Below are 23,625 nucleotides of genomic sequence, written 5' to 3'. Positions count from 1 at the left end.
CATACCGATGAAACCACCTAGTACTCCGGGCTTCAGACATGCTAATAATGAAAAAATAATTAATTCGAAATTGGCATTTTACCTATTCATGTAAAGACAGGATTCTCATGTATCTACATACTATAAAAATCAATGGGTTCAAATGCTTTGACAATAATTTTTCGATTGAATTGAGCGATGGTCTTAACGTCTTGGTTGGTGAGAACGGAGCAGGTAAAACAGCTATCATTAGCGCTATCCGTCAACTGTTTAATGATTCAGAATCGGGTAAACGCGCCATTCGTGACCGAGATTTCTACCGTAGCTTTATCCATAATGCAGTTGCTGCTGAATCTATTCATATTGAAGCAACGTTTACTGAGCTCAACCAAGATGAAAGCACTGCCTTTATTGATTGGTGTGGGCAGGAACCAGAAGCGAAACTGGCATTTTCAGCAGCAAATCGTGAGTCACGTGGGCACTACCGACACCAGATTTGGGGCGGGGCTCAACGTATCAAACCGGTAGAGATTGAAGTTCTCGATCTTATCCATTGCATCTACCTGCCACCATTACGTGATGCTGAAGTCAAACTGAGAGAAGGGAGGCAATCCCGCCTAGCACGTCTATTGAAAGCATTGTGTCGAAAGGAACTAGAAGATTGTCGCAAGGCTGGGGCTGCCCATCCACTTGAGCAACGCGTAGGAGCATTTAATAAGGAGCTGGCTGAAAGCGAAGATTATGCCATTAAGCAGGCCAATCAGAGGATTGGAGATAACCTCAAGGAAGCGTTGGGCATGAATTTGTCCCAGAGTACTATCATCCAATTTTCGGAGGTCAATTTTTCTAAAATCGTTGAAGGACTCAGGCTGCTGTATTATCCCGATCTCTCAGATGCTGATGCCACGCAATTCCGTTCTTTGGAAGAAAACAGCCTTGGATACAATAATCTGCTATATATCGCTTCAATCTTGGCTGAGCTGATCCTGGATGTCGAAGAAGAGCAGGTCGAGAAAACATACCTTCGTCTGTTGTTGATTGAAGAACCCGAGGCTCACCTGCATCCTCAGCTACAAATCCGTCTACTGCGGCATTTGAAGGCTGTAGCAGAGGCGCGGGGTATTCAGGTTATTATTACGACTCACTCGACTGTTATCTCGTCCGCAGTGTCTATTAACAATATCATCCATATTTCACGGGCGGATAAACCTACCGCTATCCCTTTGCGTCATTGCGGGCTACCTGACGCAAGCCGGCGATTTATTGACCGCTGGCTGGATGTCACTAAGTCTAATTTACTGTTTTCTAAAGGCGTAATTCTGGTAGAAGGTATTGCCGAAGCCATTGTTGTTCCTGAACTGGCCCGTATCGTGCTAGAGGCATATGGGAAAGGGCGTGATTCCTTGGATGACTATGGTGTATCGGTAATCAATTTAAACGGTATCTACTTTAACCATTTCATGCAGTTATTTTGCGATGTCAAAGGGACAGGGGAGAGCAGAAGTATTCCAGTTCGTTGTGCAGGGCTGACAGACAATGATCCGCCCAAATCGATTGAGAAGATTGTTAATGAGGAAGGCAAGGAAACGTCCATGCCTTATCTTCCACACGCGGAAGCTTTCCAGGCCGGTAACAATCCTGCGTTGACATTGATTCCGCTTATCGCACAGTCACAATATGCAAGGCTGTACGCAGGGAAATACAAAACCTTCGAATACGACATTGCACTAGAAGGGAATAACTTGCGCAAGATGTTTGAGGTAGCGGCAGCTCATTGGCCTACAAGAGGGCCAGTTGAAGCAGTCTTGCGAGCAAGTTCTGAGTTAAGTTTTGCTGAGATGCCTAACGCAGAAAAAGCTGATTACGCTTGGTATCTTCTACAGCGCATTGATTCGGATGATATGGGCAAAGGACTCTATGCCCAAGTTTTAGCCGATGCTCTGGTTGAGCACCTTGAGGACTTCGTGGTCCCTGAATACATTCGCGAAGCCATCCTGTGGGCTTGCAACATCCCACAAGAGATTGTCGCATGATGACGCTAACTGAAGAGCAGCAAGCCTACATCGATGCCCCACTCAACGAACATATTTATCTGAGGGCTTGCCCAGGAAGTGGCAAAACTGAAGTTGTTGCTGCACGTGTTACCCGTGCAATACGTGACTGGCAACAATTCCCGTCCGGTATTGCTGTACTGACCTTCTGTAACAGTGCCACAGATGAGCTGAAAGAACGCCTGACTGAATACCTTGGTGAGCCAGTCTCACACCCTCACTGTATCTCAACTTTCGACAGCTTCCTGTTAACGCATGTAGTGGCAAAGATCGCTAGCCAGATAACCGGATATACGGGGAAAAATGGGGATTTTCGTATTCGTCTGTTAGACAGGTCGGCTGATATTTTTCGTACAAACACAAGGATCTGTGGAAGAACAATATCTGCCTGCAAGTATGACTACGATCTGGACAGTAATAGCTTCGTGTTCTCGACTGGCGAACTGACAGATATTGCACTCAACGCAGCTCTGTTGAGTGCAGAGAACATGCGAGATTTAATCGATACCAAAAAGAGGCTCTGGAGAGGGGGATTTGCGACCTACAAAGATATCGACATGCTCGCCCTCATAGCGTTTAAGAACGAGGCATTCGGGGAATACTTTGCTAGGGTGGCTCGTCGGTTTCCGGTAGTGATTGTAGATGAGTGTCAGGATCTCTCCGCGGAACAGTTAGCTGTTATCAGGTACCTAGACCGTCTAGGGATAAGATTTCATTTTGTTGGTGATCTGAATCAGTCCATCTATGGTTTCAGAAAGTCAGATCCAGCGCGCGTACAGAAATTGCTGAATGATTTGCATTTCAGGGAGTTCGCGCTAAGCGCCAACTGGCGCAGCAGTCAGGCAATTGCCAATCTTTGCAGTGATTTGCTCAATGTTGGAAGAGGGGCTGGAAACCCAGATATTGAATCACTTAAACCAAAGATCATTCAATATCAGCGGTGTCCATCGGAGCTAACTCAACGGATTACCGAACTTACACAAGGCTATGAAAATGTTGTGGTTGTCGCCAGGGGCCACAGTACGCTCCAACGTTTAACGCGCGGCGTGACATTAAACACAGTGGAAGAACTAGCCATGTCATGTGTGTCGGTGGAGAGTAAAAATCTAGAGAGAGTTAGACTCGCCCTCAATTCTTTTTCCCAGTGGATTGCATTAAAATTATCGCTCGAAGTGGCACCGATGAACCTTTACCGCCCCATTGAAATTGATTCAACATTGGTTTGGCGACAGTTCATTTTCAACTGTCTGAAGTTTCTCAGTATTTGTGGATCATCAGATGTTGAGTTGACGTGGACGCAGTGGGCAGCCATCACAAAACGAGCCATACGACAACTTCCTGACCAATCTTTCATACCGATTGAAATCGCGGAAAAATTATCCGGTTTGAAAAAGATCAATCTTTCGGCACCTTCAGGTCAGGGGTCTGACAAATTGTCCACTCGCTTATCGATGGTAGAGCTGCAACCAGTAGTAACGCATCGTTATGCAACAATCCATCAAGTGAAGGGTGAAACGCATGATGCGACTGTTGTTATCTCTTCTCTCAAATCAGGTAACCAGTCGCACTGGAAAGACTGGCTTAATGACCCAAGCACCGAAGCGGCACGTTTCGCCTATGTAGCGAGTTCTCGGCCTCGGCATCTGCTAATATGGGGAGTTAAAACGCTTAAACCAACAGAGCAGAAACGATTAGTTCAACTCGGGTTTGAGATTTGTTAATTTTTTCAACCCATATGTACTATAGCTACAAAACCATGAAGCGCAGAGTTCAAACGCGAATCCGCTCAGCTTGTTGTTGATCAAAACCACACTGTTACTGAAGCGGACAGTGCTATGGATGTTACCCTTTCCACAATGACGCGATGGGTAAAACAACTGCGTAATGAACGTCAGGAAAAAACGCTTAAAGCCTCACCCATCACCTCGGAAAAAATTGAAATATGTAAGTTAAAGAAGAAACTTCAACGTATTGAAATAGAAAACAACATATTAAAATGGCTACTGTAGATTCAATTGATCAATGCAACAACCATGTTAAAACATGCAGTTGCGGATGATTATTGCTTAACAGGTGTAGTAGCTTAGACCTGATCTGACAGTTACCGGTTATTTATACAGGTATCTGTCAGATTAAATCTGGTTCAGATTCTTTTCTGTCCAGAGCCGTTTTCCATCAAGTAATGTCGCCATCGGCGTCCGTCCACTGCACATTTTTCCCTGATGGGTTCGTTCATTATTGTAATATCGCAGCCAGTTGTCCAGATCGGCTTGCAGACTGTCGATATCCCCATATAACTTCTTGCGGAACGTAACCTGATAAAATTCCTGCAAAATAGTTTTGTGGAAGCGTTCACTGATGCCATTCGTCTGCGGCAACATCGCTTTCGTTTTCGTATGGTCAATATCGTTGATGGCCAGATACAGCTGATAATCATGCTGATCCACGCGACCACAGAACTCTGTCCCCCTGTCGGTCAGTATCCGCAACATTGGCAGGCCCTGCGCCTCATAGAACGGCAACACGCGGTCATTAAGCACGTCAGCGGCTGTGATCGGTGTTTTACTCGTATACAGCTTGCAGTGCGCCACTTTCGAGAAGGTATCCACGAACGTCTGCTGGTAGATGCGACCTACGCCCTTCAGGTTACCAACGTAGAAAGTATCTTGTGAGCCCAGATAACCGGGATGAGCCGTTTCGATTTCCCCGCAAGCTTCATCGTCGTGTGCTTTTTTCTCCAGGGCTGCGATCTGGGCATCGTTAAGTGCGATGCCTTCACTTGCCACTTTTTGTTCAAGTGCTTTCAGCCGCTTACGGAAGTTTTCAAGGTCATGCCGCTGCCAGATTGAGCGAACGCCGCTTCCGGAGATAAATACACCTTTTTTACGCAATTCGTTACTGGTTCTGTGTTGACCATGTGCAGGGAATTCAACTGCATAGTCAACAACAGTACGTTCAGTGACTTCATCGACACGATTCTTTAGGTTAGGCACACGACGGCTACGATTAAGAAGAGCATCAATACCGCCTTCTTCGGCCAGTTCCTGATAGCGGTAAAAGGTATCGCGGGAGACGCCCATAATCTTGCAGGCTCGGGATACATTGTTCAGCTCTTCAGCCAAATTAAGCAAACCGGCTTTGTGTTTGATGATGGGATTGTTAGTATGAATCATGAGAGTTACCTCGCGTTTTGTATAAGGATTCGACACCCATATCAAAACCGGTAACTCTCAACCTTTCAAGGCCCAGTGTCAGATCAAGTCGTGACTAATACATAACAGGCTATGTTGACCACTTTGCCCCCATTACTCAGTTATCTTGCGTCTTCTGCTTGAGTTGGCGGTACCTTAATCTTTCTTTTGCTTTTTCAATCGCTAACTTTGTACGATTTGGAAATAATAGCGTCATCTCCGAGGGGAACAAGTGCAGGTTCTTCTCCAACAAGCGCCACTCGTCATCAGTCCAGCGCTGCACAGGTGTCTCACGCACTTTGAGTTTCGTGTATTTCAGGCCCAGTTGGCTGGCCTTGATTTTGATCGACTCAACACTTCTGCGAGGCAGTTTTTGAACCACTTTAGTGCCCACTTTGGGGTAAAACTGCGTCAAAATACGGACTTCATTTTTCTGCCAGCTCCGAGCACTTTTGACCCCCATTTTTTTTGCCATGGCAAAAATGGTTTTCCGCGTTCTCCCCGGCAATAACTGGCCCACAAAGCTTATTCCCTCACCATCGGCATAATGTGTCCGGATGACCTCTTTTTCCTCTTCAGTCCAAGGAACCGCATGCACCTTACAAAGCCCTAACTCCTGGGCTGCCAATCTTATTGCGGTCAGGGTACGGCCCAAATGGGTGGCTATCTCCGCAGTGGGTATCTTCCCATAGTGGGCTTCCACAAACGTCAATTCGCCCACGGTCCACGCAGTACGATGGTTTCTGTATTCTTCACTCATCGCAGCTTCCTGATGCAATATCCCTGGTCAACCTTTCCCGGCACGGCATTAAATCTTTTGTCCAAGCGGTGTGCATGGCCAGTCACGCATCACCTACGGCGATGCCGTTTCGGGCAACGTGAGCAACGCATATCGGTTCAGCAGTTGAGTAAACCGGCTGTCAATCTGTTGGCGCAGTGCTGAAGATGGAGTTTGCCCTGACTCGGACTGTGCCTGATACTGACGCAACAACTCTTCCAGCGGTAATATCTGTGCCAGCGGTTGTTGAATCGCAAAAACGACAGATTTCAGCTCAGAGACCGTCATATAGCGCCCCTTTTTCTCATCCAATCCATTTAGGCGATCGGCCAGTTGCCGTAAGCGCTCTTGCGCCAGTGCATAGTGTTTCAACTCAACCAACGGGGCAGCTCCAGCCTCTCGTTGTTGCTGCCACAATGTGCTCAAGCGCTTAACTTCTTGGCTGGCGGGCCACAATTGTTGTGCTTGTGATAACAGTGCATCACCCCGTATTTGTGCCCATAACGGCGGCAATATCGCCAATTGTTCTAACTGTGAGCCACTGGCTTGCAGCACGGGTTCAGTCAAACGTCCCAGTGCGACGTCTGAGGTTTGCTGTTTCAGCTCATCAATTGATTTAGCGGCCAGCGGTGTGGGTAGAGGGCTGGCATTGGCGAGTAATGCCTCCCGCAACGGATCGGATGAGAGTGATTGCCAGATAGCGAAACCGCCCGTCATCAGCACCGCCATCAGTGATAACCCGGCGATAAAACCGTGCCCGGCCTTCCAGCGCGGAGGGGGTGGTGGCTCAGCTGGAGCGAAAGCCACCTGTACACTCGGCGGAGCCGGTTCGTTGACAATATAGACCAGCGGAGCACTGGCTGTGATCGGCGCGAAGGGGGGCTGTGATTGTTGCTGTGGTTCCGAGCGTGCGGCGTGCCGTATTGGTACAGTCAATCGGTCGGGTGTATCAGCGGCCGCTTCGGCACTCTCCAGCCGCAATGCGGCGTTATGTAACATGAGGCGAACACCGTCCAGTTTACTCAGATGCTTGAGTTCCAGCGTTTGCAGTTGCGTGCAGAGTTGTTCCAGCGCCTGTTCAACGCGGTAAACCAGCGCCAGATCACCATAGCACAGGGTCATGGTGCGCCAGACCTGTTGCAATCGGTCACTCAACCAAGCCAGTAACTCCACCCGCGCATGGGTTTGCGGTGGCCACAAGGCGCTCCATTGATGAGAGATTAATCCCGCCAGCAGCTCCAGCCCCTCACACAACCCGGCAAGACCGGCAATGTGCGTCCGTGCCAGTGTAAAATCAACCGTGGTCTGTAGCTCAACGCCATTCTGGCGAAACAGTGCAAGACAAAGCTGCTCGACCCGCGCCCAGTCAACATCTGGACGGGCGGGATGATGTAACTTGCCCATTTCGTTACGTAACGCGCTGAATTCAGCCAAGTGGCGAGGATCTGTACCCGTTTTCAGGTGGTGTTCAGGTAAGAGTGTCATGGTAATAACTCAAGAAAGGTAAAAGTATCCGATGGTCAGTACAATGACACTCGGGGATCACGATACTGTGGCTATCTGGGGTATCGAAGTCATGCCCAGCCTAGTATCTGTCGATTATATTCAGTGAGTCATTTCTCTTCCTGTAGACCTGTCCAAGCATCGCTCTGTAACAGGTTCCCAATACGCATTGAGATCCTTATTGTTTGCGCATTGTGCCCTCACATCCGGTGGTGGGGAAACCGCAGGTAATAAAGGGTTACTGGCCTTTCGTTCGTTCACCGATCTCCCACTTTCCGCCGTTCTTGTTCCGTTCTCTTTTTTCTCCGAACGTGACTTTTCTTTTTTAACCGGGGTTGGCGTGGCATCCTGGCCAACATAATCAACCTGCTGACTTCGACCACCATGACAGTGATACTCACCCGTTTTACGGTTACTATGACAGCCCTCTGCGTTGGTTCGCCCGGAATGTGCCATTGATGGCGTGTTGATAATGATACTGAGCAGTAACGCCAGCCTGATGCCGGTGTGCAGTTTCATCGAAATATCCTTATCAGAAACAGAAATAAAGAGTGGGGACTCCAGAGTCCAGAACCCGATAATGCACTTCAGACTCCCATTGTTTTATCAAGATACTGCTGTTTAAGATGACGAATCAACACCCGCCCTTCTGGCATAAATGCCGTGCCATAACGCACCAGTCCCAGACCTTTCAGTTCCGCCTCAATGGCGTACTCCAGATGGCCGGGAGCGGTCTGCGGCAACAGCAGCACCTGCAAGCTTTTCAGGCGCGGTTCGTATTTCAGCAGCGTGGCTGAGAGCGTGGTCAGCAGCGCGTGCGCACTGCCCGGTAATCCCTGTAGGATCTCGCTCATATCCGGCAGACCATAATCGGGCAGATGACTGAGTGTTCCCGCCCGGCAATTGAGAATGCGCTGCATATTATCCAGCACCGAGAGAATGACCTGATTAGCTTCACTGACCTGATGCAGTTCAAGCCCGCCAGTGAAATTGCCCAGTAATTGCTCATACAGTGACGGCGAGGAGGCGTCCGGCATTACTTTGCCTCCGCCCGCAATGTCAGGCTGTTATTACCCAACTCAAGGGTACGGGGTTTATCGGGATGCAAATCGTCCAGAGTGAGTATCAAACGCCAGTGGTCTTTAGCCATATCCGGATGGCGGAACAGTGCCACCACCGCCACAAACCGGGTCTCTTTTTCCATCGGCATATCCAAGGTTACCGCACCGCCCGGTTTCACCACCACACTGCGGCTGGCCAGCAGGTCATCTTTAAGTGTCGCCTCCCCGTCGCTCGCCAGCTGTTGATACACCGTTTTTAAGAAGGTTTTATCATCACGTAACTGATAAACCCGCACCATCACCGGTTCCGATGATGAGTTCGCTTCGTGCTCATCGGTATTCAGAGCTTCACGGGCGGTAAAATCCAAATGCAGTATCTTTATCTGCTTATAAAACAGTGATTTTGTGGCAGACACGGTGCCATCAGTCACGGCTTGCGTCAGCCCACAGCCACTGAGCAATAAGACCAATGCTGGGATGCAGATTTTATTTTTCCAGGCAGCCCAAGTTTTATTTTTCGAAGTACAGATTTTATTTTTCGAAGTCATAGCTAACACGTCGGTTTCCTTCTTGGTATTTCTGTGGAGTCAGTCCACTGTAGTGTCCCAGCTCCACGGTATAGTATTCAGGTATATCGTCTGACAGCGTATCGTCATCCAGCCCCAGCACCCCGGTCAGTCCCAACCTGACCGGGGTCTCATCCAACACCAACGCCGGCAGCAACCGTGTTGCGACAGTCAGTTGAATACAGGCTCGATAGCGCCAGCCCAGATACACCCGCAACAGCACCAGAAAATCGGTATACAATCGGCCATCCGGTAACCAGTCACCGGCCTCGTCGCGATCTTCCGTCTGCAGAGAAATCAATAACTGACTGTTGGCATCGATGGCCTCATCGCCCAGTACGGTGTAACCGTCCAGCCAGTTGCCCCCTTCGTCGGCAAATGTCATCTGTGAGTTCAGGCGAACTGTGCGCAGGCAATGGGGCGTCACATCAGCCTGCGTAAAGGGGGCCAGCAGTCGCACCAGTGCCTGCACCCCTTCGGCAGTTCGCCCCGGTTGACGCATCACCCCCAGCAGGGCCAGAAAGCGTGATGTCGGGGTGGCAAAATGCTGCTGCGAACCGGGAATACCCATGCCAATCAGCCCCAACAGGCTTTGGGAGGTGCTATCTTTGCCGCCCGACTCAAAAGTGGCCGGATAGGAATATTTGCGCCAAATACGATAAAACTGCGTCATAAAACGATGGTTGAAAATATCGAGGAACCCTTCCAGCGCCTCATGCCCTTCGCGCTGCTGGGTAATATCATCGATATAGGCCGTCGGCAGTGGCGAATCCACACCGTACAACCCCATAAAGGTAGTGCGTGCCGTCAGCGGCGCCTGAGGCTGCTCCGGGTCAGTTTCCAGCGCCTTCAGCTCACTGACCGGGAACCCCATGCCCGGATGCGGACGAAAACGCACCGGATCATCCGCCGGGCTGTTCGTACTTCCGAGCGGTAAGGTTCCCGGTTGTTGCTCCAGCAACTGACAGAAGCGGTAAAAATTGATCTGTCCGATATCCCGCTTAAGCCGGGTGATCAGCCGGGAATGCGGGTCGTGTGATTCTCTTCCCATTCCAAACGTTCTCCTGTCGGTTGCAGTATCAGAGTCAGACGATTAAACAGGTGAATATCGGTATACAGGGCAAAGAAGCGACTGAGCATTTCCCCGAACAGACAAATATCCCCGGTACCGGTAAAGCCGTTGCTGTCGAGGGTGATTTCAATGTGTACCCCGCGCAGCAAGTAACCCCGTTCAAAGCGTTCAATCTCGCTGTGTTTGACCTCAGCGATAGCCTCCAGCCGACGGCGGTTCATTTCGTTGTCCGTCCAGTCATACAGCGCCAGCGTGCCGCGCAGCACTTCAGCGTTATCCATCATCCACAAAAAACTGCTGCCCAAATGGCTCAGCACCCGCCAGTGAAAACGGTCACGGTTGGGCGGATAGCACGGCAACGAAGGCGCCGACAGATTACGCACCCGCACCTGGGCACCGGTAGACTTCACTGCGGTATCCAGCACCGTGCTTTGTAGCGCTTTACGCGGTAACTGCCCATTGGTGCCGGTCAGGCTCAGCGACAAGTTTTCATTATCCGGTACGCTGTGGTTATCAAACGCCTCGCCCCCCAGCACCAGCCAGGTATCGTGCAGCCCCGAAGGCCCGCGTTTGACTCGCGTATGGTAGTAATACTCCGGCGCATCATGGCGCAGCATCCCGCCCTTGTGGCGGAAACTGGTGAACGGGACATACACCTGATGCCCGCTATGGCGCGAGGATATCACCGAGTCCACCGAATAAATTTCGGTATAGCCGTCCTGAATGCGCATCGGGCGTAGCTGATATTCGGTCTGTAATGAAGAGAGCGACAGCGGGTCCGATTCCAGCGGGAACAGGTTAATCACCGGCACACAATGCAGCCGCAGGTTCTTTTCGGAGAATGAAAAATCATGTTCCCAGCGTTTTTCCAGCACCACATCAATCTCAAACCAGGGCAGTTCTGCTGGCAGTTCGACCCCCTCCAACCCCTTCAACGCAACAAACATAAACTTTTCGCGGAAGGTGAAATACTCCAGCAGGAGCTGATAACCACTGAACGCACTGTCGGCCTTCGGCCACAAGGTATCCTGCTCACCAAACCCCAGCGGGGCAAAATAGCCGTCCAGCGGCTGGCGATCAGCCTGCCCCGGCAGACGGATCCAGAGTTTGGCAGTATTCAGGGTCAGCGCCTCATGCAGGGCGCAAGCCAGTGGCGCATCGGCATCAAAATAGAGCGGCAGGCGGCTCAGGTTGATACGGCTCCAGTCGGCCAGTGCGCTGCAATCAAAGCGCAGCCGGATAACCGATCGGCCATCGGGTTCGCTGTCCAATTCGGCACGGCGTAGTGTCAGCGGGAGCAAGTCCATATCCTGCGTGGTGGTGTAGCGACAACGGGTTTCACGCTCCCCAATGGGGCGGGAAAGCACTTCAAAACCTTTGCTCACCCCCATGCGCTCTTTCATCCCCTGCCATTGTGGGGTGAACTCCACAATGGCAAGCGACGGAATGGTGCGCAGGTAGTGCGGCCACAGCAGGCTGACCAACCCTTCAGTCAGCTCCGGCAGGTCATCATCCAATTTCTCCCGCAGTCGGCCCATCAGAAAGGCAAAGCCTTCAAACAGACGTTCCACATAGGGGTCACGTGCCCCGGCTTTATCCAGATTTAATCCGGCAGCCCGATCAGGGTGCGCACGTGCAAACTCTTCGCCCGCTTCGCGCAGGTAGCGCATTTCGGCGTCAAAATAACGCAGGGTTAAATCGTCCATAATGATATTTTTCATTGTGCTAATGGAAAGGGTGAAATACAGGAAAACAGTGTTTCAGAAATAGCGTGGAGCAAGGGAAAACACGTTTTTTATGCAATATTTTTCTTTTCGGTTATCCGCATAATACGGCCGCACGGGCCGGGTCAAGGGCAATAAGCCCACTGAGCAGGCTTTCCATTTCGACATGCAGGCGGGTTTTGTCACTGTCGCTGCGTTGTGCTTTCATCCGCAGCAGCTTCAGACTTCGGGCTTTGACTTCAAACGCCAGCCCCGGCTCCCACTGCGGCAAGGTTAGCAATGCGCCGCTGCTATCAAGGTCACTCAACAGATGCAGTGCCATATCGTTCTTGCCGTACTGCTCCGCCACCCGGGCCATCACCAAACGCAGCAACCACTGATGGCGGGCAGTGGTAATACCCGGACGGGATTGCAACCAGTTAAGTGCGGCTTCAATCCCTTCACTGTCCGCCTGAGCCAGAGCTTCTGGCTCCAGCAACAGAATGCCATCTTCACCAGATGACACCACGGCAGCAGGCTCGCTGCCCCAGCCCGACACCGACTCCAGCACCTGCTGGTTTATCCACCCCAGCGTCACCTCATCAGCAAACGGCGTGCCGTCACTCCAGCATAACCCTTCCAGCCCCGGCAGCCGGGTCAGTAACAGACGTAAATCCTGGGTGATACAAGCTGCCCAGCCATCGCATGGGGCTCCCGCTTTACTGAGTGCCTGATGCAGATACCACTGCACATCGAGCCAGAAATGGTTGACCCCTTCGGCAAATATCGATTCCGCCTGTTCCAACAACTCCAGCCAGTTTTGTTGCAGATAAAGACGTTTGAGCAGCGCGCGATATTCCGGGCGCGGCGGTACCAGTCGGGTTCGTCCACTCACATCCAACGGCGGTGACTGGTGTACCGTATCCCAGCGCACGCTCTTGATAAGATGATGCCCGGAGAGCCATCCCTGCGGCTGGTTACGCAGGTATTTTGCTAACGTTTTAGCCTGGTCGAGCAGGTCACGCCCCGACTGGACTGGCCGCAACTCCGGTGAAACCATAGCAGTCTGGCCCTGACTCCCTGCCGATGATGACCCGCTGCTGTTTTGTGGCACTACCGCATTCGGTCCACCGGACTGCGCCAGACGATGTTCCAAGGCAAGATACAATCCACCAAACTGCGGACGGGATGCGTCATCCCAGCCGCTAAGGCTCTGTTCGATTAACGCCAGTGCGCCAACGATGCGTCCAAAATCCGCATTATCCACTTCAGGATAGAGCGACAAACTGTCCAGCACGCGAGAACTCGATAGCCATTCCAGCGCAGTTTTCCGACTGGCTGCGCGCAACGGATGCAGGGTTTCACCAAAACGGCTGATAAGCCCGGCCAGCAGTGCCAGTCCATCCGCCAGCCCAGCCTCGCCATCACGGTGTAAACGCGCCCAAATGTAATAGGTGGCCACCCGCACATCTTTGCCATGCAGGGTTAACAGTTTTTCTGCCAGCTCGCTGGCTAACGTGGTATCAGCACCTGAGAGTTTATTGACCTCTTCACGCATCTGCTGGAAGTCGTCATTGTAACTGAGGTCTTCTCCGCAGTGCTGGTCAGTCGTCACCGGCTGCAACCAGCGTTCCCAGAGCTCAACCTGTTGTTCTGCCTGCGGTAACAGTGACTCAGGGGCCGCGGCACAGGCGGTGATCAATGTAGTTATCGTGGCCATAACGGTTCCAGTCGGTGAATATCGGGGATGATGAGAAGCATTACTCCGCCATCACGCCATCATGGTCTGATACATCAGAAGCCCCGGAGGTAGGGCCCTGTATCAGAAAAATTTGTGCCGGTAAGGTGAAGTTACGCAATTGCAACAAACCTAGCGGGCCCTTGCCCAGCTCGGTACGTAATATCCATTGTAGTGATTGGTTATCCGCAGTGGTGAAGGTCAGTTGATAGCGGCCTTCATCCAACTTTTTCTGTTTTGCCTGTTCCAGCCAGCGAATCAGCCCCCATGTTCCCTGATAATCACCGTACAAACGGGCACCTGAACTCACACCAGTCCAGGTCAACAGCGTGCCGGGTTTATAGGTATCACCCGGCCAGCGGAAACTCTGCCAACTTTCCATCTGGTTGAAATAGTGCAATTTTTGTCCATCAATCGCCAAATTAGTTTCCACTACATTCGGAACCGGACGGGCCAGCAGTTCAAACCGCAATCCCTGACTGCCGTCAGTGAACAAAATATCGGAGATTTGGCTCAGTTGGTTAATGGCCGCCAGGAAGTCTGGATTAAAGGTCAGCCCCTGGCTGTTCACCTTACTCGGTACCCAGCGTGTACCTTCTTTATGTAGCACACCGCCCAGTTCACGGCTTAGGAAGCTGTCGATACGCCCACTGTCCTTGCGGATAAACTCAGCGAGCATCGGCAATGAAGCATCACTTTTACTGGCGGCAAACGGGTAACGTCCGTCAAAGGCTGATTTCCAATTGGCCACCACCGCGTTTTTCCACTGGTCGTTAAGACTGGCCGACGAGGGTTGCAGCACCGTTTCCCACGCCTGAGTTAACGGCTGAACAAACATCACCTGCCCAAAGCTGCTCCACTCCTCCCCCAGACTGGCGGCAATCAGGCTGCCGTACTCCTGTGTGTCCGTCAGGTCGACACTTTTGCCCTGAAAAACAGTTTGGGCCAGCACCTGCGTCATCTCCTGTGGATTCGAAGCATTAACCACTTGCTGGAGTTTAAGCCGCACCCGAGTCACGCGGGTAAGTAACGTTTGCAGGCTCAGCGAGCTGTCGGACGACATCCTGTTTTGTGCATCACCTTTGCCCATCAATGCCAACAGCGGGCCAAAAGTCTCGTCCAGCGGGCCTACTGGCCCATCGGCACTCTGGTCAATGGCCGGGGTCTGATCTTTATGCATCAGCGCCTTGGCGGACTTCACCAGAGAATCCGATAACGCCTGATTCTGCTGCCCGGTCTGTCCTTGCCACGCCAGCGTGTTCATCAGCGCAATCAGCGGCGACTGGCGTACATCACTCATCAAGGTCAGTTGGTCAATCACATCCGACAAGTTATGCGCCTCATTCCAGTGCAAACTGTTGAGAAAACTCAGCCAACTGCCGGCAAAATCGGTGAAATAACGTTCCGTCAGCCGCTTTTTCAACGCTTCCGGTGAAATGTCTTCTGATATCGCACGGCGGTTATCACTCAATACCCAGTCAATTTCTTCGCGACGGGAGGCCACCGTTTTATCTATTGCCTGCTGAATTTGCTCATCCCAGGCCTTGCGGGTAAACATACCGGGCACCGATTCCGAGGTCTGGAACAGACGCTGAGCATCAGTGTCGCCGGTCATGTCCGTCAGCGTCATGTCGGCATAGTTGCGACGCACCGATAGCAGCATGTTTTCATACAGCGTACTTTCTGCATTGCGCTGACCAATCTGCCCCAGCAAGACCTGCCGTACCTGGCTTACCAACCCGGTATCCGGTTTAATTTTCCAGTCCGGCTGAGCAGGCAGGTTTTGCGCATAAAATTGCCATAAGTCTGGGGCCAGACTCTGCCACAGACCAGGAGATACACCGGCACGCACAGGCTCAGTGGTCTGCATCACCTGTGCATAAAATGCAGCATCGGCTTTTTCCGGGCGTGACATCATCAAATAGGCCTTTAACTGGTCATAGCCTGTTTTTGCCCGTGCCGCACGTTGCGGGCTGTTAGCCGGCAGTTCCGCCAGTTCACTGAGTTTCTGATGCAGGCTTTGCGCGGTGGCATCCCTAAGAATGCGGTTGTTGGCCTGGCCATACCACGGCATCAGGACCTCAAGCAGCGGCGCATTATGATCCAGGCCAAAGCGCTGATACCACGGTGCCCCCTGCGCCACGCGAGATTGTAAGCGCCCGATATCATTGCGCAGGGCTTGTAGGGCCATGAGTTGCTGGTCAGAGACCGCTTGCGACTGCGCCAGTTGCTGTGCCTGCTGCGCGGCAGAGACCATTTGGTGACGGTTGACCGCAAATGACACCACACTGCCCACGCCCCACAGCACTATCAGTGCCAGCAAGCTGTAGCACAATGTCTGCTCCCACGGCAGCCCGACACGGCGTCCACGGGCAGAACGACAGTCATCCAGTACCCCCTGCCAGCGGTCAGATGCAGTCCAGTTTTTCTCGTGCACATGCGCCGCCGATGTTGATACCTCCGGCAAACTGAACATCAACCCACGCAGGGGAATACGAGAGGCATACTCGGTAAACCACGGCGTCAGGCGCTGCCGCCAGCGGGTGGCGTCACCCTGCTCCAGCGACTGCGCCAGGCGCAACAAAAAATCGTGGTGTGGTTCGACAGAGAGCTGCTGCATCCCCTGCTCACGTAACTGAGGCAACAGAGAGCGTAGTTGATGCTCCACCTGATCTGGGGTCGCTTTCGCCGGGAACACCACCCCGACCGGCTGCGGCTCCCGAGTATCCTGATTCCAGCCGCTGTCGCAGACCTGCCATAGATACACCGGCGGCTGATAGCGCAACGTAGCACCCATTTTTTCCAGGGTTCGCAGGCCGTTGTCCATCCACTGGGGAGTGCCACTCTGCGCGAAGGTCATCGCCCAGACAATGCCATCAAACGGGCCGCCGCGGCGCAGCTTACGCCACTCACTTAGCCCCGTTTTATCAGCCGGACTTTGCACGCTGCCGCCGTGAATAAGCACTGTACGCTGCCCTTCCAGCCAGCCCTGTTCCGCCAGTTGCGGTGCCAATGCGGCGATTTCATCAGGTTCACCCACCACCATCAGCAACCGCACTTTGTAGCGCCAGAACAGACCATAGCGGCGGCGCAAGTGGGTTTTTAGCTTAATGAATTCAGAATGCGGTGTTTTCTGGCGAGTGGCTTTAAGCGGGCTTTTGGGGCCCTGAACTTTATCTTTGATGAGCTGACGGGCGGCAATAAAACCTAATGTCAGTACGCTCAGCGAGATAATCCAGATAAAGAGACATATCATCACCAGATTGCGCACTACATTCCAGTCGGTAGATTTTTGCTCCCCCCAGAACCACCATGCCAGCCCTCCCAGAAAGATGACCAGCGTCAGCGTAGTGATAAAGATAACAACGGTAAGGGCCACTGATATTTCAGCAGGCTTATTTTCCTGATCCATAGGGTTTAACAATTCCAAGCGCGAGTGTGTGATTAGGATCGCGAGCCAGCCAGCCACAAGGCATTGCATGGTGTTCCGCGAAGAAGGCGGCAAGCGTTTGAGCCACCATCGATTCAATCTCAGCAAGCTCACCCCAGTTGAGATCCTGAACATGCTGAGTCACATTCCACCCCGTTTCGTTCAGGTCAGGAATAGGGGGTTGTGAAAATAAAAAGCTGGTATCGGGGGGCTGAGTTAATTCACTTTGATCTAATGCTCGCTGGGCAACGGTAACGATACTCTCATCAGGGGAAGGGTTAAAAACCTCTCCACGCGAGAATTGCACTTTACCTGTCTGGCCCAGTAGCCACAAAACAGCAGCTTCCCCAGCCGGTAATCGGCTTTCATGTGAAGCCGGGAGTGAGCAGCATCCCGCACAGAGAAAGAAAGACTCAGGTGCCGAATGCGTAAGCTCATCAATGATTTCTGTCATGCTTTCCTCACCTCGCCACACGACAGGGTACGCGGGTAACACGACGTCGGGAAAGGACAAGGCCATTTGCGTGGAAAAAACTAACCAGGACGCCGCTGAACCTGACCAGTAACAACGCAGCGGCGTTATTGCCAGTGGCCCCTGATGCTGCTCGCGCCATTGTAATACCAGGGTTTTCGCCAGATGCTTTTCTCTTTCCGTGATATCGACGGCAAACGAGTGCAGTAAGCGCAGTGCCTTGCCACCGGACTCAATACGGACGTCCGGTTGACGGTGATCGCGGTTAATCAGCCGTTGCCACTGGGTTAACGTTGTTCCGGCCGGCCCGATTAAGACCGCCTCGGTCAACGCGATATGCTGGCAGTGCCGCGCCCACCATTGCTGCTGAACCTGTTTCACTTCATGGTGATATAACTGCGCGTTATGCGTCGCCATGCGATAAAACAGGACGCGTAGCCCCCAGACCAACGCACTTAGCACGGTAATAAAGCCAATCACCATGATCACCTGGCCGTACCCTGCTTCCGGGTGACGTAGCAGTGCAGCGATACCGCCGGTCAGCAATAACACGGTTGCCCCGGCAGCCAGCCAGCGTTTACCTGTCGGTGGTCGGGCATGACGGTAAGCGGGAAAGGTTGGCTGGGGTCTCATTGCTCTATCCCAACATCGGGGAAAGAACTCACCAGCGTGCAGCCACAGGCGCAGCGGTGCCCGTGTAACGCGACAGGCTGCCCGTCAACCTCTGAGATGGCGCTGCCTTCCACAATGCGGGTCATTCCGTGGCGATGACACAAGGCTGCATCTCCTTTGCAGGCGATACCTTTACCAAAACACTGGTAATGCCCCCCCAACACTTTGCCACCGTATTCCCGCAGGCTATCGCCCTGTCGTATGATATTTTTCATGGTTTAACTCCTGACTACGACGTCAGTAATGACTCCGCCTGTGCCCAGCGCGAGGCAATCATTGTTTTTGCCTGTTCGAGCTGTTGTTCACCGAGGAGCTCTTTCTGCAGACTGGCCACGGCACCAGGTGCCTGCGTGAATGCCGTCAACAGATCGGCTTCCGGCAACATGGGGAGTGGCTCTCCGGTAATTAAATCCAGCGCTTTGGCTTCCAGAGCCATCACACCCGCGGTACCTGCCAGTCCTGACAATTTTCCCGCCAGTTTTTTCTGTTTAAAGCTAAAGACAACTCCGCCTACCAGCGTGGCCACACCCACCACATTGCCCGCAATGGTCAGCAGTGACAGTTCTTTATTGCAGTTGTCGCCGAAGTAGACCATTCGGTCGCGGAAATAGCCGCCCCAGGGCTCGCGGCTACCAAAGGTGGCGTGCAGGAACCACGCACGGGAGTCATGAACTTGCTCGTCATATAAGTCACGAAGTAAGCCACTGGGTTGCCCGGCATTGCTCGCTTCGCCCTGCGGCGGGAACAGCACCTTGACATGCGCGTCGCCATCGGCTTTCATCCGTTTGAATTCTGCCCGCTCGTCATCGGTATTGATCAGGAAAATGGCCGTTTGCGGGATTTTATCCAGTACCAACTGCCAGGCACTGGTCAGGCTGCGTGATTCACCGCGATAGTCATGACCAAATTCCTGAGCGGCTTCAGCCAATTGTGTCTGGGCGATATCCGGGTCAAAATCCTTCACACCCGGTGGCAAGGGTTTGGACGGTTCACCCTCTCGCTGTTTTGCCAACTGGTCTTTGCGTTCTCTTTCTATCTTGGCTTGATCGGCATCCCGCTTGGCTTGGGAAGCCTTACGATCTGCCGGGTACTTATCTTTATCGGTTGCATCTAGATAGAAACGGGTCTTTTTCAGCGTATCACCGGCATAACGGTTAATACGCCAGGCGGTGATCCACCCCATCTGGTTATTCACCGCTTTTTCAAGCGTGACGCTGGCACGCACCGGTTCAAACTGTGCAGCCTGTTCAGCGGTTAACTCTTGTGGGGCTGGCGGCAAATTCAGAGTGACTTCACGCCAGGCGTTGAAACGATTGATGAGATCCTTTGAAATGAAAAATTGGTTTAGAACATCTAAAGGTAACTTTCTCCAGCTCTCTTGCTGTAGATTTGTAGGTAGAGCATCAGCAGGTACTTTCAATGGTGCACCCGCTGCAAATGCATCAGCATAGAGTTCATGTAGTGCAATCTGGGAAAGCAGACGCCCATCGCCAGTACCATTGGCTTTACCCTGATCGCCAGGAGGGTAGCCGCCACCTAAATCAGAATGCATACCTGGATAGACCACTTCCACGCTGTTCGACGGGTATTTACCGTCGGTGTGACGAATAGAATCCAACGGGAAGCATAACCGCTGCTCATTAGACGAAATTAGATGCACACAACGTTTGATAAATCCGCCATAGGTGGCCTCATCGGGCAGTTCCTGGGTACCGTCGGCCCAGGCCATATGCCCTTCGGCGACCGGTGCCACATGGGCAATACCCACCGAGGCCACCGTATCTAGCAGCCCAAGAAACTCAACGCTCAGTGGGATTTTTAAATCATTTACCGCCAGACATTGTTCCGGCTGCAGGCCTTCGGCTTCTGGTTTTGGCAGCAGCTCACTCAGCCAGCGGACAAATGCGCGCGCCTCGGCGGCGCCGCGGGAAAAACCATATACATAGAGTTTGATGCCCAGCAGTTTCGGCTTGCCCGGCTCCGCCGGTGCCAACGCAGTGCGCAGCTTCGATTCCAGCTGTTTGAGCTGCTTACTGAACTCTTCATAGCGGTTATGTGACCCGCCGAAGCCCAGGGATGCCCAGGAGGTATTCATTCCTTTTATCGCCGACAGGCAAGCGCTGTCATCCAGTTTGTCCATGCCCATGGTGCGCATCAGGGCATCAATCAGCCGCAACAACCCCCAGTTTATCCGGTCCTCACCGTAGCGAGCTCCCGCCAGCCCGGTCATGCTGTATTCGAGGTCATTAATCTCGGGGAAAGGGGTGCCGACGCCGGGGATATAGTATTTGAAATATTTTTTGCTGATGCTGTCGCTGCTATCCAGCGGTTCTTTTTCCGCGCCCCCGGCATAGCCGGTGCCGATGGTGGCACGAAACAGCCGGGCAATATTAGTTGGGTGTTTAGGGTCTGACAAATACTGGTCGTTGTTAAGGTTATTGCCGGTGCCGTCGAAGAACAGGCTGATATGCAAGGTGTTACAACACGGCGGTTCGACCCGCCGGTCTGCGGCCAGGCACAGTTCCTGCCGATAGGCCCGTTCTTGGCTATCCTGCTGATGGCAGTTTTTCCCTACCAATGCCGCCTGAGTTGGTAACCGTCCTTGAGCCGGAAATTGTGCCGGATACCAGGCAATATCCTTTTCTGTGCTTATTTCGGACATACTTTTGGCTCCGACATCTTCAGCGGCTCTTTAATTGGGTAGTTAGGGCTGTTGTAGGTGGCACAGGAGGTGGTGACTTTTACCTCATCACAAGGCATAAAGTGCACCGTGATACCGCAGGTTTTTTGGCCCGTGTAATCAGGTACGGGTACCACTTTGCTATGCTGGCGGTTATTGGCACTCATTTTTTTGTACCAAGCTAGATACTTTGCCTCATCAGCGAATCCAGGAAAACCTTTAGTTGAAGCCTCACCACTCTCCCAATCAACTCTGACCGTCATTCCCGGTTGCCATGGCCCCGAGACGCCATAACAGCAACCGCCGCCACCGCCATCATAAGGACCGATAGCATCAATACCCGACTGGCCATCGACGCTGAAGTTATTGATAGCCCAATGAGTGTGGTTGATGGCTTCGATGGTACCGCCCCCGCCACCTTGCGCTTCTGCGCCAGGTTGGGTACATGCTGAGAGCAGAAAAAGCCCCGCCAGCAGGCTGAATTTGTTGAGTTTCATGTCACTGTTCCTTCCGTTGAGGTAAGACTGATGAATACACGTGGCTTAGGATTTACCGCTCGCCAAGAAATCAGGAAATCATAAGCGCCGTTTTATTAATTAGTTAAGAGATAAGTCGTTAACCGAGAGACTTATTTCGGACAGTCTTTAGGCTCCGGCATCTTCAACGGTTCTTTAATCGGGTAATTAGGGCTGTTGTAGGTGGCACAGGAGGTGGTGACTTTCACCTCATCACAAGGCATAAAGTGCACCGTAATACCGCAGGTTTTTTGCCCGGTGTAATCAGGCACAGGTACCACTTTGCTATGTTGGCGATCATTAGCTTTCATTTTTTTTAACCAAGCTTTGTATTTAACCCTATCTTCAAATCCTGGGAAGTCTTTAGTTGAAGCCTCACCACTCTCCCAATCAACTCTGACGGTCATTCCCGGTCGCCATGGCCCAGAGACGCCATAGCAACACCCGCCGCCACCTCCATCATAAGGACCGATAGCATCTATACCCGACTGGCCATCGATGCTGAAGTTATTGATAGCCCAATGAGTGTGGTTGATGGCTTCGATGGTACCACCCCCGCCGCCCTGTGCTTCAGCGCCGGGCTGGGTACATGCTGAGAGCAGAAAAAGCCCTGCCAGCAGGCTGAATTTGTCGAGTTTCATGTCACTGTTCCCAAGAGGCGTTGCTTGACGAAATTGTCCCTTTCGTCATCCATCAATAACCCTGCCTCCGTGGCCGCCATCATTCCCTCGTAACAAACAGAGAACAATGTTTCCTGCCCCATTGTTAAGGTATCTGGAACAGTGAGGTGTCTGAGTAATAGATTCACGTCACAGACACACATTAAATTTTCCAGTTGCCTGTCGTCGAGGATCAGTATAGATATCTCCTCCTCACGTTTGAGCAATGCGCCATTCCCTGCGATTTGACGGGGTTGGCTATCTCTGTCCAGCCAGCTCCAAAAAATAGCCGGGCGCAGAAGATGAGCTTGCTGCTTGGCATCGAGAATATGCGAAAATAGCAAAGGGAAAATCCGGGAGTCATAGAACCGAAAAATCCCCTCCTGGCTGCCACAGACCACGTTAGTACAGCGAGTTAAGTAATCAGCTAGACTGGCGAAGGGCCAGATTGAACAGAGCATTAATAATTGCCCTGTCCCGGCTAACTGCATGGCCAATTCAATCATCCACTGCCGCTGTAGCGTATTGTCGAGATCGATACGGATCAACAACGGCGCATCCTCCAAAAGTATTTCTTCAGGAAGGTCTTTAAACAGAGAGCCCCATTGAATGGCAGTTTCAAAGTTTGTGAGTGTCGGGAGCAACGAAAAGTCACTTCCTGCCTGATCGATAATCATATCGATGTGTTTTATTTTTAAATCGGTACAGGATGACTCAATTAATTCAACCCACTTAATAACCTGCTCGTTATTCATTGTTATGCGCTCCTTGGCACAAAGCCTTGCGCCAGTGCCTGTGCCTTTTTAAGGCACTCTTTACACACCGAATTGGGTAATTCTGGCAATGGGAAATCCTGGCTAGCCGGGGACTCCATTTTATGCATCCCTTTGAGGCTTAATAGTCCTGGCCCGTGGATCTCAATTTCACCCTGTGGTGTTAAACGGATATATGCCCCACCGCACCCCAGTGTAATGCCGTTCTTGGCGGTCAATTGCAGATGCCCTTGAGTTGACTGGACAGTGACATCTTTTAATGCCGTCAGGGAAAGTACATCACCGTGTGACTCAACTTCTAATGGCCCTTTGCCTGAGACCAGCCGCATCCCTTCCTGTTGTGAAAGCAGAGAGACCGCTTGGGAGGCATTTGCCGAAAATCGCTGAGAGCTGGTCAGGTTTATTTCCCCCTGACTTTGCAGATACATTGCTTTGCCACTTTGTAACAACAGACTTTCTGGCGTAACCGCACCAATACCCTGTGGCGCACTCATCAACAGGACAGGGCCTTTAAGCTGGGTTGAGTCAGTCAAAAGCTGCTTCAAACTGCTGTTCTCTGGCGGGAAATTATGATGCGTCTGAGTAATGCTTCCCCATTCCGTCATCTGGTTTAGCGCACCTTTCATCAAACTGATAGGTTGCGCCATCTCCAGCACCTGCCCCTGGGCTTTGGCCTGACCGTCGGCACTGATAAAGAGGCCCTTTTCTGCACGCAATGCACCAAAACTTGTCAATTATGGTCTAAAAGTGAGCCACAGTTATGCTTTAAAAGTGCGCCACTT

The 23,625-nt window shown here is 52.0% G+C and carries 18 protein-coding genes and 2 pseudogenes; 3 read left to right on the top strand and 17 right to left on the bottom strand.

What is annotated here, in order from left to right; translation table 11 throughout:
- The first annotated feature begins 107 nt into the window (after window positions 1–107).
- From AACW11_RS12400 to AACW11_RS12390, 3 genes and pseudogenes are all read left to right on the top strand, one after another.
- On the top strand, window positions 108–2,012 hold the full coding sequence (locus tag AACW11_RS12400) for an ATP-dependent nuclease (protein WP_212586832.1): 1,905 nt from the start codon (window positions 108–110) through the stop codon (window positions 2,010–2,012).
- On the top strand, window positions 2,009–3,751 hold the full coding sequence (locus AACW11_RS12395; RefSeq protein WP_212586831.1) for a UvrD-helicase domain-containing protein: 1,743 nt from the start codon (window positions 2,009–2,011) through the stop codon (window positions 3,749–3,751). Before AACW11_RS12400 ends, AACW11_RS12395 begins: the two co-directional genes overlap by 4 nt.
- Before the next feature lie 39 nt (window positions 3,752–3,790).
- A pseudogene (locus AACW11_RS12390) lies at window positions 3,791–4,027 on the top strand (transposase); the annotation flags it as partial.
- Between the two features lie 135 nt (window positions 4,028–4,162).
- Here the strand turns inward: AACW11_RS12390 and AACW11_RS12385 are convergent.
- The 17 genes and pseudogenes from AACW11_RS12385 to AACW11_RS12305 form a co-directional block, all read right to left on the bottom strand.
- Window positions 4,163–5,203 carry an IS481 family transposase gene (locus AACW11_RS12385; protein WP_212586830.1) on the bottom strand — a complete coding sequence of 347 codons (1,041 nt, stop codon included), beginning with the start codon at window positions 5,201–5,203 and terminating at the stop codon, window positions 4,163–4,165.
- A 136-nt stretch (window positions 5,204–5,339) separates the two neighbouring features.
- Complete coding sequence (locus tag AACW11_RS12380) at window positions 5,340–5,981, bottom strand: hypothetical protein (protein ID WP_212586829.1); 642 nt, start codon at window positions 5,979–5,981, stop codon at window positions 5,340–5,342.
- Between the two features lie 93 nt (window positions 5,982–6,074).
- Entirely contained in the window at window positions 6,075–7,484 is a 1,410-nt protein-coding gene (locus tag AACW11_RS12375) for a VasL domain-containing protein (protein WP_212586828.1), read from the bottom strand.
- A 120-nt stretch (window positions 7,485–7,604) separates the two neighbouring features.
- On the bottom strand, window positions 7,605–8,021 hold the full coding sequence (locus AACW11_RS12370) for a DUF1283 domain-containing protein (protein ID WP_212586827.1): 417 nt from the start codon (window positions 8,019–8,021) through the stop codon (window positions 7,605–7,607).
- Window positions 8,022–8,089: 68 nt separating this feature from the next.
- Entirely contained in the window at window positions 8,090–8,539 is a 450-nt protein-coding gene (gene tssE / locus AACW11_RS12365) for a type VI secretion system baseplate subunit TssE (protein ID WP_212586826.1), read from the bottom strand.
- Entirely contained in the window at window positions 8,539–9,111 is a 573-nt protein-coding gene (gene tssJ / locus AACW11_RS12360; protein ID WP_212586825.1) for a type VI secretion system lipoprotein TssJ, read from the bottom strand. Before tssJ ends, tssE begins: the two co-directional genes overlap by 1 nt.
- Entirely contained in the window at window positions 9,095–10,180 is a 1,086-nt protein-coding gene (gene tssG / locus AACW11_RS12355; protein WP_212586824.1) for a type VI secretion system baseplate subunit TssG, read from the bottom strand. Before tssG ends, tssJ begins: the two co-directional genes overlap by 17 nt.
- Entirely contained in the window at window positions 10,144–11,907 is a 1,764-nt protein-coding gene (gene tssF / locus AACW11_RS12350) for a type VI secretion system baseplate subunit TssF (protein ID WP_212586823.1), read from the bottom strand. Before tssF ends, tssG begins: the two co-directional genes overlap by 37 nt.
- A gap of 112 nt (window positions 11,908–12,019) precedes the next feature.
- A complete protein-coding gene (gene tssA, locus AACW11_RS12345) occupies window positions 12,020–13,624 on the bottom strand; it encodes a type VI secretion system protein TssA (protein ID WP_212586822.1) in 1,605 nt (534 codons plus the stop codon).
- A 40-nt stretch (window positions 13,625–13,664) separates the two neighbouring features.
- A complete protein-coding gene (locus AACW11_RS12340; protein ID WP_212586821.1) occupies window positions 13,665–17,054 on the bottom strand; it encodes an ImcF-related family protein in 3,390 nt (1,129 codons plus the stop codon).
- Entirely contained in the window at window positions 17,038–18,177 is a 1,140-nt protein-coding gene (locus AACW11_RS12335; RefSeq protein ID WP_212586820.1) for a hypothetical protein, read from the bottom strand. The genes AACW11_RS12340 and AACW11_RS12335 overlap by 17 nt, the downstream gene beginning before the upstream one ends.
- Window positions 18,174–18,431, bottom strand: coding sequence for a PAAR domain-containing protein (locus AACW11_RS12330; RefSeq protein WP_025377078.1), 258 nt, complete (start codon window positions 18,429–18,431; stop codon window positions 18,174–18,176). Before AACW11_RS12330 ends, AACW11_RS12335 begins: the two co-directional genes overlap by 4 nt.
- A 14-nt stretch (window positions 18,432–18,445) precedes the next feature.
- Window positions 18,446–20,878 (bottom strand): T6SS phospholipase effector Tle1-like catalytic domain-containing protein, encoded by a 2,433-nt coding sequence (locus AACW11_RS12325; RefSeq protein ID WP_212586819.1) that lies wholly within the window; start codon window positions 20,876–20,878, stop codon window positions 18,446–18,448.
- The gene (locus AACW11_RS12320; protein ID WP_212586818.1) at window positions 20,866–21,393 is read right to left on the bottom strand and encodes a DUF3304 domain-containing protein; all 528 of its coding nucleotides are present in this window, start codon (window positions 21,391–21,393) and stop codon (window positions 20,866–20,868) included. Before AACW11_RS12320 ends, AACW11_RS12325 begins: the two co-directional genes overlap by 13 nt.
- Window positions 21,394–21,524: 131 nt before the next feature.
- Window positions 21,525–22,052 carry a DUF3304 domain-containing protein gene (locus tag AACW11_RS12315; RefSeq protein WP_212586817.1) on the bottom strand — a complete coding sequence of 176 codons (528 nt, stop codon included), beginning with the start codon at window positions 22,050–22,052 and terminating at the stop codon, window positions 21,525–21,527.
- Window positions 22,049–22,825, bottom strand: coding sequence for a DUF4123 domain-containing protein (locus AACW11_RS12310; RefSeq protein WP_212586816.1), 777 nt, complete (start codon window positions 22,823–22,825; stop codon window positions 22,049–22,051). The genes AACW11_RS12315 and AACW11_RS12310 overlap by 4 nt, the downstream gene beginning before the upstream one ends.
- A gap of 2 nt (window positions 22,826–22,827) precedes the next feature.
- Window positions 22,828–23,571: pseudogene (locus tag AACW11_RS12305) on the bottom strand (DUF2345 domain-containing protein); the annotation flags it as partial.
- Window positions 23,572–23,625 lie beyond the last annotated feature (54 nt).

It is taken from the genome of Yersinia sp. Marseille-Q3913 (genome assembly GCF_963892745.1).
GTDB lineage: Bacteria > Pseudomonadota > Gammaproteobacteria > Enterobacterales > Enterobacteriaceae > Yersinia > Yersinia bercovieri.
The sequence above is the reverse complement of the archived record's forward strand: the minus strand, read 5'-3'. Positions and strand labels throughout refer to the sequence as shown.

Coding starts and splice junctions, on each gene's coding strand:
- AACW11_RS12385 (WP_212586830.1), bottom strand. CDS start 5,203: ATGATTCATACTAACAATCCCATCATCAAACACAAAGCCGGTTTGCTT.
- AACW11_RS12315 (WP_212586817.1), bottom strand. CDS start 22,052: ATGAAACTCGACAAATTCAGCCTGCTGGCAGGGCTTTTTCTGCTCTCA.
- AACW11_RS12320 (WP_212586818.1), bottom strand. CDS start 21,393: ATGAAACTCAACAAATTCAGCCTGCTGGCGGGGCTTTTTCTGCTCTCA.
- AACW11_RS12380 (WP_212586829.1), bottom strand. CDS start 5,981: ATGAGTGAAGAATACAGAAACCATCGTACTGCGTGGACCGTGGGCGAA.
- tssG (WP_212586824.1), bottom strand. CDS start 10,180: ATGGGAAGAGAATCACACGACCCGCATTCCCGGCTGATCACCCGGCTT.
- AACW11_RS12330 (WP_025377078.1), bottom strand. CDS start 18,431: ATGAAAAATATCATACGACAGGGCGATAGCCTGCGGGAATACGGTGGC.
- AACW11_RS12325 (WP_212586819.1), bottom strand. CDS start 20,878: ATGTCCGAAATAAGCACAGAAAAGGATATTGCCTGGTATCCGGCACAA.
- AACW11_RS12375 (WP_212586828.1), bottom strand. CDS start 7,484: ATGACACTCTTACCTGAACACCACCTGAAAACGGGTACAGATCCTCGC.
- tssE (WP_212586826.1), bottom strand. CDS start 8,539: ATGCCGGACGCCTCCTCGCCGTCACTGTATGAGCAATTACTGGGCAAT.
- tssJ (WP_212586825.1), bottom strand. CDS start 9,111: ATGACTTCGAAAAATAAAATCTGTACTTCGAAAAATAAAACTTGGGCT.
- tssA (WP_212586822.1), bottom strand. CDS start 13,624: ATGGCCACGATAACTACATTGATCACCGCCTGTGCCGCGGCCCCTGAG.
- AACW11_RS12370 (WP_212586827.1), bottom strand. CDS start 8,021: ATGAAACTGCACACCGGCATCAGGCTGGCGTTACTGCTCAGTATCATT.
- AACW11_RS12335 (WP_212586820.1), bottom strand. CDS start 18,177: ATGAGACCCCAGCCAACCTTTCCCGCTTACCGTCATGCCCGACCACCG.
- AACW11_RS12310 (WP_212586816.1), bottom strand. CDS start 22,825: ATGAATAACGAGCAGGTTATTAAGTGGGTTGAATTAATTGAGTCATCC.
- tssF (WP_212586823.1), bottom strand. CDS start 11,907: ATGGACGATTTAACCCTGCGTTATTTTGACGCCGAAATGCGCTACCTG.
- AACW11_RS12400 (WP_212586832.1), top strand. CDS start 108: ATGTATCTACATACTATAAAAATCAATGGGTTCAAATGCTTTGACAAT.
- AACW11_RS12340 (WP_212586821.1), bottom strand. CDS start 17,054: ATGGATCAGGAAAATAAGCCTGCTGAAATATCAGTGGCCCTTACCGTT.
- AACW11_RS12395 (WP_212586831.1), top strand. CDS start 2,009: ATGATGACGCTAACTGAAGAGCAGCAAGCCTACATCGATGCCCCACTC.